The organism is Enterococcus saccharolyticus subsp. saccharolyticus (assembly GCF_029023825.1).
In the GTDB taxonomy this organism is placed as follows: Bacteria; Bacillota; Bacilli; order Lactobacillales; family Enterococcaceae; genus Enterococcus_F; species Enterococcus_F saccharolyticus.
Window position 1 is genome coordinate 185,001 of the sequence record NZ_CP118957.1, and the last position, 13,661, is coordinate 198,661.

At 36.6% G+C, this 13,661-nt stretch carries 15 protein-coding genes (1 of these 15 only partly in view); 11 read left to right on the plus strand and 4 right to left on the minus strand.

Going from position 1 to position 13,661, the window contains the following annotated elements; all coding sequences use genetic code 11:
- From metK to PYW32_RS01035, 4 genes are all read left to right on the plus strand, one after another.
- A protein-coding gene (gene metK, locus PYW32_RS01020; RefSeq protein WP_016176387.1) for a methionine adenosyltransferase crosses the window boundary here: on the plus strand, nucleotides 1-939 show its 3' portion. 252 nt of this gene lie to the left of the window's left edge; 939 of the gene's 1,191 nt are visible here — the last part of the coding sequence; the start codon falls outside the window, past its left edge; it ends in the stop codon at nucleotides 937-939.
- A gap of 80 nt (nucleotides 940-1,019) precedes the next feature.
- Nucleotides 1,020-2,498 (plus strand): MDR family MFS transporter, encoded by a 1,479-nt coding sequence (locus tag PYW32_RS01025; RefSeq protein WP_035009942.1) that lies wholly within the window; start codon nucleotides 1,020-1,022, stop codon nucleotides 2,496-2,498.
- 17 nt (nucleotides 2,499-2,515) lie between these two features.
- Nucleotides 2,516-3,295, plus strand: a complete 780-nt coding sequence (locus PYW32_RS01030; RefSeq protein WP_016176385.1) for an alpha/beta hydrolase — start codon at nucleotides 2,516-2,518, stop codon at nucleotides 3,293-3,295.
- Between the two features lie 177 nt (nucleotides 3,296-3,472).
- Nucleotides 3,473-4,630, plus strand: coding sequence for a BglG family transcription antiterminator (locus PYW32_RS01035; protein ID WP_016176384.1), 1,158 nt, complete (start codon nucleotides 3,473-3,475; stop codon nucleotides 4,628-4,630).
- On the opposite strand, the gene PYW32_RS01040 is transcribed toward PYW32_RS01035, so the two are convergent.
- Nucleotides 4,627-5,292: a TetR family transcriptional regulator gene (locus PYW32_RS01040; RefSeq protein ID WP_016176383.1), complete on the minus strand. Its 666-nt coding sequence runs from the start codon at nucleotides 5,290-5,292 to the stop codon at nucleotides 4,627-4,629. The two genes, PYW32_RS01035 and PYW32_RS01040, sit on opposite strands and share 4 nt — an antisense overlap.
- Nucleotides 5,293-5,405: 113 nt before the next feature.
- Between PYW32_RS01040 and PYW32_RS01045 the strand changes: the two genes are divergently transcribed.
- Both PYW32_RS01045 and PYW32_RS01050 read left to right on the plus strand, forming a co-directional pair.
- Nucleotides 5,406-7,115: an ABC transporter ATP-binding protein gene (locus PYW32_RS01045; protein WP_016176382.1), complete on the plus strand. Its 1,710-nt coding sequence runs from the start codon at nucleotides 5,406-5,408 to the stop codon at nucleotides 7,113-7,115.
- Between the two features lie 2 nt (nucleotides 7,116-7,117).
- The gene (locus tag PYW32_RS01050; protein WP_016176381.1) at nucleotides 7,118-8,887 is read left to right on the plus strand and encodes an ABC transporter ATP-binding protein; all 1,770 of its coding nucleotides are present in this window, start codon (nucleotides 7,118-7,120) and stop codon (nucleotides 8,885-8,887) included.
- A gap of 104 nt (nucleotides 8,888-8,991) precedes the next feature.
- Here the strand turns inward: PYW32_RS01050 and proC are convergent, their stop codons facing one another.
- From proC to PYW32_RS01065, 3 genes are read right to left on the minus strand one after another with little or no spacing between them, the layout of a single operon-like run.
- Entirely contained in the window at nucleotides 8,992-9,822 is an 831-nt protein-coding gene (gene proC, locus PYW32_RS01055) for a pyrroline-5-carboxylate reductase (protein WP_016176380.1), read from the minus strand.
- Nucleotides 9,822-10,271, minus strand: coding sequence for a DMT family transporter (locus tag PYW32_RS01060; protein WP_016176379.1), 450 nt, complete (start codon nucleotides 10,269-10,271; stop codon nucleotides 9,822-9,824). Before PYW32_RS01060 ends, proC begins: the two co-directional genes overlap by 1 nt.
- Before the next feature lie 55 nt (nucleotides 10,272-10,326).
- Nucleotides 10,327-10,647, minus strand: a complete 321-nt coding sequence (locus PYW32_RS01065; RefSeq protein WP_016176378.1) for an EamA family transporter — start codon at nucleotides 10,645-10,647, stop codon at nucleotides 10,327-10,329.
- Nucleotides 10,648-10,780: 133 nt separating this feature from the next.
- Here PYW32_RS01065 and PYW32_RS01070 point away from each other — a divergent pair, with 133 nt between their 5' ends.
- The 5 genes from PYW32_RS01070 (at nucleotide 10,781) to PYW32_RS01090 (ending at nucleotide 13,640) form a co-directional block, all read left to right on the plus strand.
- Nucleotides 10,781-11,032: a hypothetical protein gene (locus PYW32_RS01070; RefSeq protein WP_016176377.1), complete on the plus strand. Its 252-nt coding sequence runs from the start codon at nucleotides 10,781-10,783 to the stop codon at nucleotides 11,030-11,032.
- A 12-nt stretch (nucleotides 11,033-11,044) separates the two neighbouring features.
- The gene (locus PYW32_RS01075) at nucleotides 11,045-11,566 is read left to right on the plus strand and encodes a hypothetical protein (RefSeq protein WP_016176376.1); all 522 of its coding nucleotides are present in this window, start codon (nucleotides 11,045-11,047) and stop codon (nucleotides 11,564-11,566) included.
- A 2-nt stretch (nucleotides 11,567-11,568) separates the two neighbouring features.
- Entirely contained in the window at nucleotides 11,569-11,760 is a 192-nt protein-coding gene (locus PYW32_RS01080; RefSeq protein WP_035009926.1) for a helix-turn-helix domain-containing protein, read from the plus strand.
- Between the two features lie 278 nt (nucleotides 11,761-12,038).
- Nucleotides 12,039-12,332, plus strand: coding sequence for a PTS sugar transporter subunit IIB (locus PYW32_RS01085; RefSeq protein ID WP_016176375.1), 294 nt, complete (start codon nucleotides 12,039-12,041; stop codon nucleotides 12,330-12,332).
- A gap of 39 nt (nucleotides 12,333-12,371) precedes the next feature.
- Complete coding sequence (locus PYW32_RS01090; RefSeq protein WP_016176374.1) at nucleotides 12,372-13,640, plus strand: PTS galactitol transporter subunit IIC; 1,269 nt, start codon at nucleotides 12,372-12,374, stop codon at nucleotides 13,638-13,640.
- Nucleotides 13,641-13,661: the final 21 nt, after the last annotated feature.

Here is a 13,661-nt window from a genome sequence, read left to right on the forward strand (position 1 = left end):
GGTTTTGATGGCGATACAGCTGCTGTATTAGTTGCAATTGATGAGCAATCACCAGACATTGCTCAAGGAGTCGACACCGCGTTAGAAGCAAGAGATGAGAAAAAAGATAGTTTAGATGAAATTGGCGCAGGAGACCAAGGTTTGATGTTTGGTTTTGCGGTGGATGAAACACCAGAATTAATGCCATTACCGATTTCTTTAAGTCATCGTTTAGTTAGACGTTTAGCAGAATTACGTAAGACAGAAGAAATTCCTTACTTACGTCCGGATGCAAAATCACAAGTGACTGTAGAATATGACGATCAAGGTAAACCACAACGCGTGGATACAGTCGTTATTAGTACACAACATGATGAAGCAACTAACAATGAAACCATTCATCGTGACGTCATTGAAAAAGTTATTAAAGAAGTCATTCCATCTGAATTATTAGATGATAAAACAAAATATTATATTAATCCAACTGGACGTTTTGTCATTGGGGGACCACAAGGAGATGCTGGTTTAACCGGACGTAAAATTATTGTTGATACGTATGGTGGCTATGCGCGTCATGGCGGGGGAGCATTTTCAGGAAAAGATGCGACAAAAGTCGATCGTTCTGCAAGTTACGCAGCCCGCTATATTGCGAAAAATATTGTCGCTGCTCAATTGGCTTCTAAAGTAGAAGTACAATTGGCATATGCAATTGGTGTAGCACAACCTGTGTCAATTTCAATTGATACATTTGGGACAGGAAAAGTTTCGCAAGCAAAATTAGTCGAAGCGGTACGTCAAAACTTTGATTTGCGTCCAGCAGGGATTATCGAAATGCTAGACTTACGTCGACCAATTTATCGACAAACAGCAGCATATGGACATTTTGGTCGTACAGATATCGACTTACCATGGGAACAAACTGACAAAGTAGACGGTTTATTGGCAAGTGTGAAGGAATAACAGAGGCGATCTCTATTGAGCAATCAATAGGGATGGTCTTATTTTTTTTTTTTTTGAAAGAATGTAAGGGAAGTGAAGAAATGGAAAGAAAAACGAATACAATGATTGTCACGATTGCGATTTTTGTGGCAACTTTTATGACAGCAGTCGAAGGTACGATTGTTACAACCGCTATGCCGACAATTGTGGGATCATTACATGGGATTGAAATCATGAACTGGGTATTTTCAATTTATTTATTAACCAATGCCATGTTGACACCAATTTATGGAAAATTAGCCGACAAAGTTGGGCGTAAACCAATTTTTATTTTTGGAACAGCCATTTTTATTATTGGTTCAGCGTTATGTGGCTTGTCAAATGCGATGTTGCCTTTGATTATCTCACGTGCCATTCAAGGGATTGGTGCTGGAGCAATGATGCCAGTTGCGTTGACTATTTTAGCCGATTTATATGATACGGAAAAGCGGGCACGCATGTTGGGCTTGAATAGTACTGCTTGGGGTGTGGCCAGTGTAATTGGACCTTTAGCAGGTGGTTTGATTGTAGATACTATTGGTTGGCATTGGATTTTCTTTATCAATGTTCCGATTGGTTTAGTATTAATTGCTTTAATTGTGATTTTTTTAGTTGAACCAAAACGGGTAAAAGATACCAAGAAAATGGATTTTCTGGGCAGTATCTTTTTAATGCTGATTCTTTTAAGTTTGTTGCTAGGGTTCCAATATTTAAGTGAACCAAACGCTACATGGAAAGTGTTGGCGCTCTTTAGTTTAACGATTGTCTCGTTTATCCTGTTTATTAAAGTCGAAAAACGTGCAGAAGATCCGGTTATCTCTTTAAATATATTTAGCAATCATGTGTTTGTGATTGTAAATATTGTCGCTGCCTTGTCTAGTGGGTTCTTGATGGGAATTGAAGTGTATATTCCAATGTGGATGCAAGGGGTTCTTGGTTTAAGTGCAGGTATTGGTGGATTGGTGTTAGCACCACTATCAATTATGTGGGTAATGGGTTCATCAATGGCTAGTCGTTGGATGACCAACAAAACCGTGCATTGGGTATTAACTGCGAGTCTTTTCATTATTTTAGTTGGTGGTTTAGGTTTATTTTTAGCACCAGCGAATACACCAATTATTGTCTTTATCTTATTATCAGCAATTACTGGTACTGGTATGGGTGCCGTGACTGTCACAGGAACGGTGGTTGCTCAAAATAGTGTCCCGACATCACAACTAGGAATGGCGACTTCGTTTAATACGCTAGTTAGAACGATTGGACAAACGATTATGGTATCGGTCTTTGGGATTACCTTTAACATGGTTACTTCCGCACAATTAGCTAAAAGTGCGTTAACCGATGATCCCGATATTATGAATAAGTTAGTTAATCCTCAAACAGCCAAATTATTAACCAATGAGTTATTGTTGCCTTTACGTGGAATTTTACACCAAGGATTGCAAGTAGTTTATGGTTTTGCCGCGTTCTTAATTATTATTGCCTTAATTTTTACGCAAACACTTCGTAAAAAACGTGCTATAATAAATAAAAACACTTAAGATAGCGAGGGAAACAAATGGCATTTTTACAAGCAAATGTATATTCGAATGAATTGGGAATGGAAGTTATGGTCAATGTAATTCTTCCACAACAGACCAAAAAAGTGGTTGGGAAAGAGACAAAAGGCGCGTTAACCGATGTCCCAGTCTTGTATTTATTACATGGAATGAATGGCAATCATAGCGTCTGGGCACGACGAACGTCCATTGAACGCTATGTGTCTGATTTAGGCTTAGCTGTGATTATGCCCTCGACAGATTTAGGATTTTACACGGATACAACGTATGATATGAATTATTGGACGTTTATTTCAGAAGAATTACCTAAAATTTGTCATGAACTGTTTCCACAATTAACAACCAAACGAGAAAAAACGTTTGCTGCAGGGTTATCCATGGGCGGTTATGGTGCGATGAAATTAGGCTTACGTAAACCAGAAAAATTTGCGGCAGTGGCTTCCTTATCAGGTGCACTGGCCTTGGCTGAAAGTACCGATTCCTTTTTAGAAATTCGTGGTAAGAACTATTGGGAAGGTATTTTTGGTCCATTGGAAAAAATCAAAGGGTCCGAAAATGATTTAATTCATCTCATTCAAACGATTGATAAAAAGCAAGCACCGCGTTTTTTTATTACGTGTGGAACCGAAGATGAGTTATATGATGCCAATGTTTATGCGACCAAGCAACTGAAAAAACGTCGCTTGGACGTGACATTTGAAGATGGTCCAGGTGCGCATGATTGGGATTTTTGGGATAAATGGATTCAGCGCGTCTTAACATGGATTGCTGAAAAATAAGAGTTAAAAACCGTATGCTTGTTATTTTTTATTGACAGGCATGCGGTTTTCTTTATTATAAAACATAGTTTGTTGGTCTTTGGTCTAATGAAAACGTTTTTTAGAATCCAAATTGGACTCAAACAAACTTTAATTGAAAACGCTTTTAAATTATGATGAAAACATGGAGGTGAGGTTATGTTGGATTATCACTTACAAAAATTATTTCAAAAAAAGTTTTATGGTTCACGTATTTCTCTCGAGGAGTTGGCACTAGTTATTGGAATCGATCCGCAACGACTTTATCAACAAATTCGTGAAGTAAATATTTTTTTGAGAAAAAAGGGACAACCGGAGTTTCGCTTTGTAGATGGTGATATTCAACTACCAGAAAAAATTAATTTTAGTTGGGCAGAGTTAAAGTTTTTGACTTCGCGTTATGAGATTATTTTTTCGGAAATTGAACGCCAACGACTCATCTTTCTATATTGCTTTTTGGAGGTCGAAAATTTATCCGTTTTTCATTTTCAAGATTTTTTGCAAGTAAGTAAAAATACGATTTTGGCAGATATCAAAAAATTGAGAGAATATCTTGAGGAAAATGCTATCCAACTTGTGTATCAACGAAAATCTGGTTTTTATTTATCAGGTGAGGAACTACCAATTCGGATTTTTGCTCGGAATATTGTTTCGGAACTATTGGATAGTGATTCGGGGTATTGGGGATTAACCGCGTTACAAGAACAACTACCACAAAATGACTATTTGCTTTTTCGTCAGCATTTAAAACAAGCAGTAATTGAGCAAAAGCTGACAGTGGTACCAAGTCGAGTGGAAGAAGTGTCGCATTATATCACATTGTTAAGTGGACGAATTGCCCATCATCGCGTCGTTTTCACACAAGAAGAACAAGAGCTTTTGGTAGGGCTAGAAGCAAAAGTAGCAGCAGAAAAATTTATTGCCTGTACGCCAGCATTTGATTACCCGAATGAAGCTTTGTTTCTAACAAGTTTGGTGATGACCGTTGTAGAAGGGAGCATTCAAGATGCTTCACTGGATTATTTATTGCAGTGCGCCCATCAAATTATTCAACGGATTCAAACATTTAGTGCGATTGATTTTCGTGAACGTAATCAAACGTTGTTGCATGTTTTTTATCATCTGGTGCCGTCTTTTTTTCGAATTTATTTTGGGTATCATTTACCCAATGCATGGACCGATGTCGTCAAACGGCAACACAATGAATTGTTTAAATTGACGAAAATTGCTTTACGTCCTTTAGAAAAATTAACGAGAAAAACGATACCCGATATATTGTGCGAACGTACGTTCTATGATAAGCTAAATAACAACTAAGAGGAAAAGTCATTTTTTAACTGTTCTAAGCCTAAAAGATAGATTTTGACACTATTCATAAACGTTTCTTTGGTATCTAGTTCTTGTTCACGTTGCGAAAGAGCAAAACGAAACGATTCGAGCGCTTGTTCTTGTGCATATTGGCGCATCCATTGCACGGATTGTTGTAAAGATTGATTACCGGTTCTAATTTTTTGTGCCAATTGTTCTTCTTTTTGTCGATCAATCAAATAACCAATCAATAAGTAATGAAGCGATAAGACAGCATGACGACTTTGCGCCAAGCTATACCCTTGTTGGTAAACTAATTGATTCATGGCTTCAATATGTTCTAATCGACTGGCGTAAGCTGGAACCGTATTGATTTCTAATTCAGCGCCACACGGAAATTGAGTGTATAAATCATAATAGGCGCTCATAAAAGCGCTGAGTTGCTCCATTGCCGTGAGTGCTGAATCGGGTACTTGTAATTGTTGCTCCATTGTTTCAGCCATATTTTGTAATAAGTCTTGTTTGTCTTTGAAATACCAATAAATGGCAGGTGCTTTGACATCCAATGCGGTTGCTAAGTTTCGCATGGAGAGCCCCTCGATGGTTCGTTTTTCAGCGAGAATGTCGAAGGCGATTTGAATAATTTTTTCCTTCGATAATTTTTGTTCCATTAAAGTCATCCTTTTAGTTGCAATTGATTTTTACTCGTGGTAAATTATTTATCTGCCTGTATTTTACAGTGTTAAATACAAGGTGTCAAATTTATAAAAAAGGAGAAAAAACGATGGATTTAGTCTTAAAACACGTCAAGAAATACAAGCTTGCTGTAACAGTTTCCTTACTATCGGTTGTAGTAATGGTCATGGCATCGTTATGGCAGCCAAAGTTACTCCAACAAGTATTAGAAGCAATTATCACAGAAAACAACGATGAAATGACTGAAATCGGTATTTATTTAATTGGTTTAGCTGTATTAGGTTTAATTGCTGGGATTTTAAATACGATTTTTTCAGCAAAAGTGGCACAAGGTGTCAGTGCGGATATTCGTGAAGAAGCGTTCCGAAAAGTGCAAACCTTCTCATTTGGAAATATCGAAACATTTTCAGCAGGAAATATTGTTGTTCGTTTAACGAACGATGTCAATCAAATTCAAAACTTAGTGATGATTACCTTACAATCATTGTTTAGAATTCCGATTCTCTTTATTGGTAGTTTCATTTTAGCGATGCTGACCTTACCAGAATTATGGTGGATTATTGTCGCTTTAATTATTGCAGTCGTGGTGATTACAGGTTTGTCTTTCACGCGTATGGGCAAACATTTTATGATTATTCAAAATTTAATCGATAAAATCAACAATATTGCCAAAGAAAATCTAATGGGTGTTCGGGTTGTAAAATCATTTGTTCAAGAAAAAAATCAATTGGCTTATTTTAGCAAAGTAAGTGATGATTTAACCAAACACAATATTATTGTGGGAACCTTGTTTTCAGTGATGATTCCCGGTTTTATGTTAGCGGCGAATTTAGCTGTAGTAGGGGCTATTTTCTTTGTAAGTCATCTAGTCAAAGATGATCCAACTGTCATCGGTGGAATTGCTTCATTTATGAACTATTTGATGCAAATTATGATGGCAATTATTATTGGAGGCATGATGATGATGATGACATCACGTGCAGCAGTTTCTTTGAAGCGTATCAAAGAAATTTTAGCTGCTGAACCTGATGTGACGTATGCCGATGTTCCGGAACAAGCGTTGTCAGGTAGCGTCGTATTCGACCATGTCTCATTCCGTTATCCAGGTGATGAGAAAGATACTTTAAAAGATATTAGTTTTACTATTCAATCAGGAGAAATGATTGGGATTGTGGGTGCAACTGGTTCTGGTAAGTCAACCTTAGCGCAATTGATTCCCCGATTATTTGATCCAACTTCAGGAAAAGTTGAAGTTGGAGGTGTTGATTTAACACAAGTTAATGAACGTAGCCTACGTGAAACGGTCTCGTTTGTCTTGCAACGTGCGATTTTATTCTCTGGAACAATTGCGGACAATTTGCGCCATGGAAAAAAAGATGCGACCGAACAAGAGATGACACGTGCTACACAAATTGCGCAAGCTCGCGAATTTATTGAAAAATTACCTGATGGATACAATGCGACTGTTGAAGAACGCAGTGCCAACTTTTCTGGTGGGCAAAAACAACGTTTGTCTATTTCACGCGGCGTCATTGGTGCACCAAAAATTTTAATTTTAGATGATAGTACCAGTGCATTAGATGCTCGTTCAGAACGTTTGGTCCGTGAAGCATTGGATCGTGAATTGAAAGAGACAACGACAATTGTCATTGCCCAAAAAATTGCTTCGGTTGTTAAAGCCGATCGCATTCTAGTCCTTGATGAAGGAAAACTAGTGGGTGAAGGAACGCATAGCGAATTAGTTGCAACAAACCCAATTTATCAAGAAATTTTTGAAACACAAAAAGGAGCGGAGTAAGTATGACTGATTTAGTAAAAGCAAGTAAGTTCTTCTATCATTATTTGAAACGCTACAAAGTATCCTTTTTCTTTATTTTTGTGACCATTATCTTAGCAACTTATCTGCAAGTAAAAGCACCGCAATTTGTCGGAGAAGCTTTTCAAGAATTAGCCAATTATGTTGGTGGATTGATGCAAGGTGTCGATGATAAGAGTAAATTTATTGCGGTTGTGTGGAAATTACTGATTTTTTATGTCTTAGCTAGTGCGGCCAACTTTATTTACAGTATCTTATTTACGCAAGTTGTAGGAAAATCGACCAACCGTATGCGGATTGGATTATTTAATAAATTGGAAAAATTAACCATTCGTTTTTTTGATTCACATCAAGATGGTCAAATTTTAAGCCGTTTTACCAGTGACTTGGATAATATTCAAAATAGTTTGAACCAAGCATTGCTGCAATTCTTTACGAATATTGCGTTGTTAGTGGGGATTTTAATCATGATGTTCCAACAAAATGTGACTTTGGCTTGGGCAACGATTGCTTCCACACCAATTGCGGTTATTTTAGCAGTAGTCGTGATTCAAAAAGCACGCAAATACGTGAATATTCAACAAGATGAAGTTGGTAAACTAAATGGCTACATGGATGAAAAAATCAGTGGTCAACGAATCATTATTACCAATGGTCTACAAGAAGAAACAATTGATGGCTTTTTAGAACACAATGAAAAAGTGCGTCAAGCAACTTTCAAAGGACAAGTTTATTCAGGGATGTTATTTCCATTAATGCAAGGAATGTCCCTAGTGAATACGGCGATTGTGATTTTCTTAGGTGGTTGGTTAGCATTAAATGGTGACTTAGAACGTGCCACAGCATTGGGATTAGTCGTGATGTTTGTCCAATATTCACAACAATATTACCGTCCATTAATGGAAATTTCCTCTGGTTACAGCATGATCCAATTAGCAATTACAGGTGCGCGTCGTTTGAACGAAATGTTTGATGAACCTGATGAAATCAAACCAGTGAATGCTCCTAAAATTTCTGGTGTGGCACAAGCAGTCGCTTTAAATCATGTTGACTTTGGCTATAAAGAAGACCGTTTGATTTTAAAAGACGTTTCTATTCAAGTAAACAAAGGCGAAATGGTGGCTTTAGTTGGGCCAACAGGTTCTGGGAAAACAACCATCATGAATCTTTTAAATCGTTTTTATGATGTCAATCAAGGTTCGGTGACCTTTGATGACAAAGATATTCGTGACATTGATTTGGATAGTTTGCGTCAAAATGTCGGAATTGTGTTACAAGATTCGGTACTATTTTCGGGAACCATTCGTGAGAACATTGTTTTTGGAAAACCTGATGCAACAGATGAAGAAGTGGTGTATGCGGCGCAACAAGCCAACATTCATGACTTTATTATGGGACTAGAAAAAGGGTACGATACCCAAATTACTGAAGAAAACAGTGTCTTTAGTACTGGGCAAAAACAGTTAATCAGTATTGCGCGGACGATTATTACCAATCCATCCTTGTTAATTCTTGATGAAGCAACCAGTAATGTGGATACAGTAACGGAAGCGAAAATTCAAAAAGCGATGGATGAAGCGATTAAAGGACGGACAAGTTTTGTCATTGCCCATCGATTGAAAACGATTTTGAATGCCGATCGAATTGTGGTCTTGAAAGATGGCCAAGTTATTGAAGAAGGCAATCATCATGAGTTACTGGAAAAAGATGGTTTTTACGCTGAATTGTATCACAACCAATTTGTATTTGAATAAGAAAAAAAAGCTCTGAACCAGATAAAGATGGTTCAGAGCTTTTTTTCTATTGGAGTCTTTTTTTGCTGTCTCTTGGGGAAGATTCGCTTAATTAAAGGGAAAAATTATTTTTTTGCTTGATTCATTAAATCTAAGTCTTTTTCAATAGTTGCATCAATTCCTTTGATAACAGTTGAGATAAAGGCATTGTTTTCTAATTCAACTAACCCAGCAACTGTTGTTCCACCAGGTGAGCAGACACGATCAATTAATGTCCAAGGGTTTTCTTTTGATTCTTCAATCATTTTGGCACTACCTAAAACTGCTTGCGTCGCAATTTCTAACGCGATGTCTTTTGGTAAACCGTTTTTGACACCCGCACGTGCAATTGAATCGATAAATAGGTAAGCATAAGCTGGTGAGCTTCCTGCTAAAGCAGTGAAGTTTGAAAAGTTCTTTTCTTCTAATTCCCATGCACGACCAATTTTGTTAAACATTTCAACGATTAATGAAATATCTTCTTTTGAAGCAAATTCATTACCGCAAACTGCAGCAGCACCTTCACCAACCATCGCATTCACGTTTGGCATCACGCGTACGACTTTCACTGGTTGATCTGTTTCAAAGATATCATAGATTGCTTCAGTTGTTGTACCAGCTGCGATTGAAACAAGTAGTGGTTGTTTTTCTAAAATACCTGCTTTAGCATTTAATAAAGCTGTGCGAACGATATTTGGTTTTACTGCTAAAACTAAAACATCTACATTTTCAATGACTTCTTCTGGTGAATTCATGGCATGTGCGCCTAATTTACCAGCAAATTGTTGTACTTTTTCTGTTAAAATATCGAATAAATAAATTTGTGAACCTGCAACAAATTCTTTTGCGACAATTCCTTCAACAATAGCAGATGCCATGTTACCGACACCGATAAATCCAATTTTTAAATCTTTCATTATTTGACACTCCCTAATTTTGTTTGTTGTGTTTCTTTTTTATGTTTTGCAGGTGAATAATTCATCATAATAATTGATAGGCAAACTAATGCTAAACCAACTAATAATGGTGCAGTGAATTTTTCACCTAAGATAACAGATAGAATACTACCTGAAATTGGCATAATAAATTTATAAACAGATAATTCGCTTAGATTTGCGTATTGTGCACACCAGTACCATAAGCTAAATGGAATCGCGGATGTTGCAGCTAAAATGATTAGTAACGTAATTCCTAGTGGTGTCCAAGTGATGATGCTTAAATCGTCATTCATGAATAATCCAATGAGTAATAAAGCAAAACCATCAATGACTAAGTTCCAACCAGTCATGACAAATGAGTTTAAGGTAGAACCTAATTTTTTTGCTAGCATTGTTGCAAGGGCTGCTAATAATCCATAGATTAACATGAAACCTTCACCAGTGAAAGAGAAAGAAAATAAATCGGTAAGTGATGTACCACCTTTAATTTGTGAAATTATTAAACCGGCAAAACCAATAATTAATGCGACTGATATTTACATTTCCAATATTAAAGAAGAAATAGGCAGCAGTTGTTGAAACAAGACCCATTAAAACAACGTCGTCCCATTGTTTTTTTGTTACTTTTAAAATGTTTTGTCCAATGCACATTGCAAAGATTAGCGTCATTAATCCAGCTAAGACAAAACGGATACTAATAACTGATAATACTTGTCCAATGTATTGATCGCCTAAAAGTGTGCGGTCAATTCCTAATTCTGTATTCATGACTTTGATTAATTTTTTTCGAATAATGGCTACCATTCACTTAATTGTGTCTGTGTTCACAATCTTGAAGTTAGATTTATTTGTAATTACATGTTATATTCTACATGAAAATTTTGTGAAAAAAATAGCTAAGCAAAAGGAAAAAGTGTTCTTTTCAAAGGTGGTTAGTATGTATCAATTTAGTTACGAACAACATCAAAAGTTTTATGAGTTTTTGGAGCAATTGGATTGCTATATTTCTTCGGAAGCAGGAATGATAGCAGAATTACATGAGTTTAAAGAGAATTCTCAACGAAATATTGCTGCGTTAGTTTGTCAAAATACCCAAGAAAAATTAAGTTTTCCGGCACCTTATCTGCGGATTTTGTATGTGTTGGAAGGGGAAGTTAAGATATTAATTGATGGGAAGGAATTGGTTTAAGGCGCTGGTCGGATGATTTTATCCAATCGGTTTACGACAATTGCTTATGAGGAGTTGCAAGAATGGTCCTGCATTGTTGGTTTTTATTTTAAACCCGAATATTTTACCGAGTCTTTGTTAAATCAGTTAGCGGAAGAACCGTTATTGTATCGTTTTTTGATTGAATCATTAAAATTAGAAGATACGATTGGTCGTTATTATGTTTTTGAATTTAGTCCCTTAGATGATGTGCATTTCTATAGTATACTATTGTTAAAACAAGTAGTGAAAATGCGTTATAAAGACAATAAAGTTACACGTGTCACCTTTTTATTATTGACGGTTGAAGGTAGTCAATTGGCTGAAAAGTCCCTGCGTTTAAATGATTCCTTTATTTCTTCAACTATTTTAGTATCAGAAATGTTGAATGTAATGGAAAATAATTCAAAAGATATCACGTTAGAAAAATTAGCGAGACAATTTAATTTTCATCCCAATTATTTATCAAGTTTGATAAAAAAGAAACGGGCAAATCATTCAAAGAACATCTTTTGACCATGCGATTAGAAACAGCCGCGTATTATTTACGAAATACCAAGTTGTCGATTCAAAAAATCAGTGAAGAAATCGGTTATCAAGATCGCGCATTCTTCTTTCGTATTTTTAAGAAACATTACGAAAAGACACCTGGACAATATCGAAGTAAATTTCAATCCGTACAAATTTTCGATTCTAAAGAAAACAATTAGCGAAAAAAATATTCAATTGAAAAAGGAGTATTCTCTTTGCGCGAAGAGGGTACTTCTTTTACGTAAGGACGGATTTAAACGTTGTAATTCGTACAACTGAATGGTGGGTTAGAAGAAGATTAGACTCATGTTGCACAACAAGCAGAAGAAAAGTGAGTCTTGAAAGCGATTGCTGTGTAAGCGCTTGTAACGTATAGTAAGACTTGTAAAAGATAACAAATACACAGTGAGATTCAAAATAGTTGTTTTTACATAAAAAGTATATTGGAGGAATTAAGATGAAAAAAGTACGAGTTTTGATTGCATGTGGTGCAGGAATTGCAACATCAACGGTAGTGGTAAAAAAAGTAGAAGATTTATTTGCAGAGCATCATATTCCCTGTGAAATTCAGCAAATTAAAATTTCGGAAGCAGTAGGAAAGCAAGAGAATGCAGACATGCTCATCTCGACGACTATGCTTCCAACACAGTATAAAATTCCGGCGATTCAAGCAATGGCCTTTCTTACAGGTATTGGGACAGAAAAAGTAGAAGACAAAATTATCACCATCGCAAAAGAAATTCTAGCATAGTTTGATTATTATTATTTATAGAATGGAGAGGTCTTATTAATGGATACATTGATGAATATTGTACAGAGTGTCTTGAATATGGGTGCAAGTGTAATGTTACCAATCATTATTTTTATTCTAGGTGTTGTTTTTAAAGTGAAACCTACCAAAGCATTGCTCTCGGGAATTACGGTGGGAATCGGCATGATTGGCATTAATTTAGTGATTAATCTTTTAACGACGAGCGTAGGTCCAGCTGCCCAAGCAATGGTTGAACGTTTTGGGTTAAATTTAACGGTGATTGATGGTGGTTGGCCGGCTATTGCCGCTGGAACTTGGGCACAGCCTATCTCAGCCTTGATGATTCCCATTATTTTAGTGGTTAATTTGATAATGTTAGCATTGAATTGGACCAAAACGTTAAATATTGATATTTGGAATTATTGGCATATGTCGGCAGCCGCAGCAACTGTTTATATTGTGACTGGAAATTTAATTCTAGGTGTGATTGCGGGGATTGCATATACCGTATTTGTACAAATTTTAGCAGATAAAACGGCACCTGCTGTCCAAGAATATTATGGACTTGAAGGGATTGCTTTTTCAACTGGATCAACAGCCGGTTATGCGGTATTGGGAATTCCGATTGGCTGGGTGATTAGTCGAATTCCAGGTATTCGTGACATTGATGTTAACCCAGAGACCATTCAAAAACGTTTCGGCATTTTCGGTGAGCCAATGGTTATGGGTATCTTAATTGGTGGAGTATTGGCAGCTTTAGGTGGGTATGATATTTCAGGTATTTTGCAAATGGGAATGACGATGGGTGCCGTTATGTTATTAATGCCACGGATGGTAAAAATTTTAATGGAAGGTTTAATACCTATCCAAGAAGGCGCGCAAAAATTATTGAAAGATCGCTATGGAGACCGTGAAATTTACCTAGGAATGGATGCGGCGTTAGCAACTGGTTCACCATCAGCGTTAGCTACAGGTTTATTAATGGTACCAATCACGCTATTTTTAGCAGTTATCTTACCAGGAAATCGCGTGTTACCATTTGGAGACTTAGCAACAATTCCATTTTTTGTGGGAATGATTGTTCCAAGTCGCAAAGGAAACATTTTGCATTCTGTTTTAACGTGTACAGTTGTAATGGTATTTGCTTTATTAATGGCGACAGATTATGCACCAGTTTTAACACAAATGGCAGAGGGTGTGGTAGCCTTTCCAGAAGGTGCTGCCCAAATTAGTAATTTTGACACTGGTGGAAATATTTTAAACTGGATTTTCTTAAAATTAGCACAATTATGGAATGGTATTTTCTAAAAAAACGATAAGTTAGAAAGG

What these genes read in the sequence shown, in the direction of transcription:
- PYW32_RS01025 (WP_035009942.1), top strand. Translation starts at nt 1,020, where the DNA reads ATGGAAAGAAAAACGAATACAATGATTGTCACGATTGCGATTTTTGTG.
- PYW32_RS01030 (WP_016176385.1), top strand. Translation starts at nt 2,516, where the DNA reads ATGGCATTTTTACAAGCAAATGTATATTCGAATGAATTGGGAATGGAA.
- PYW32_RS01035 (WP_016176384.1), top strand. Translation starts at nt 3,473, where the DNA reads ATGTTGGATTATCACTTACAAAAATTATTTCAAAAAAAGTTTTATGGT.
- PYW32_RS01040 (WP_016176383.1), bottom strand. Translation starts at nt 5,292, where the DNA reads ATGGAACAAAAATTATCGAAGGAAAAAATTATTCAAATCGCCTTCGAC.
- PYW32_RS01045 (WP_016176382.1), top strand. Translation starts at nt 5,406, where the DNA reads ATGGATTTAGTCTTAAAACACGTCAAGAAATACAAGCTTGCTGTAACA.
- PYW32_RS01050 (WP_016176381.1), top strand. Translation starts at nt 7,118, where the DNA reads ATGACTGATTTAGTAAAAGCAAGTAAGTTCTTCTATCATTATTTGAAA.
- proC (WP_016176380.1), bottom strand. Translation starts at nt 9,822, where the DNA reads ATGAAAGATTTAAAAATTGGATTTATCGGTGTCGGTAACATGGCATCT.
- PYW32_RS01060 (WP_016176379.1), bottom strand. Translation starts at nt 10,271, where the DNA reads ATGTTAATCTATGGATTATTAGCAGCCCTTGCAACAATGCTAGCAAAA.
- PYW32_RS01065 (WP_016176378.1), bottom strand. Translation starts at nt 10,647, where the DNA reads ATGGTAGCCATTATTCGAAAAAAATTAATCAAAGTCATGAATACAGAA.
- PYW32_RS01070 (WP_016176377.1), top strand. Translation starts at nt 10,781, where the DNA reads ATGTATCAATTTAGTTACGAACAACATCAAAAGTTTTATGAGTTTTTG.
- PYW32_RS01075 (WP_016176376.1), top strand. Translation starts at nt 11,045, where the DNA reads ATGATTTTATCCAATCGGTTTACGACAATTGCTTATGAGGAGTTGCAA.
- PYW32_RS01080 (WP_035009926.1), top strand. Translation starts at nt 11,569, where the DNA reads ATGCGATTAGAAACAGCCGCGTATTATTTACGAAATACCAAGTTGTCG.
- PYW32_RS01085 (WP_016176375.1), top strand. Translation starts at nt 12,039, where the DNA reads ATGAAAAAAGTACGAGTTTTGATTGCATGTGGTGCAGGAATTGCAACA.
- PYW32_RS01090 (WP_016176374.1), top strand. Translation starts at nt 12,372, where the DNA reads ATGGATACATTGATGAATATTGTACAGAGTGTCTTGAATATGGGTGCA.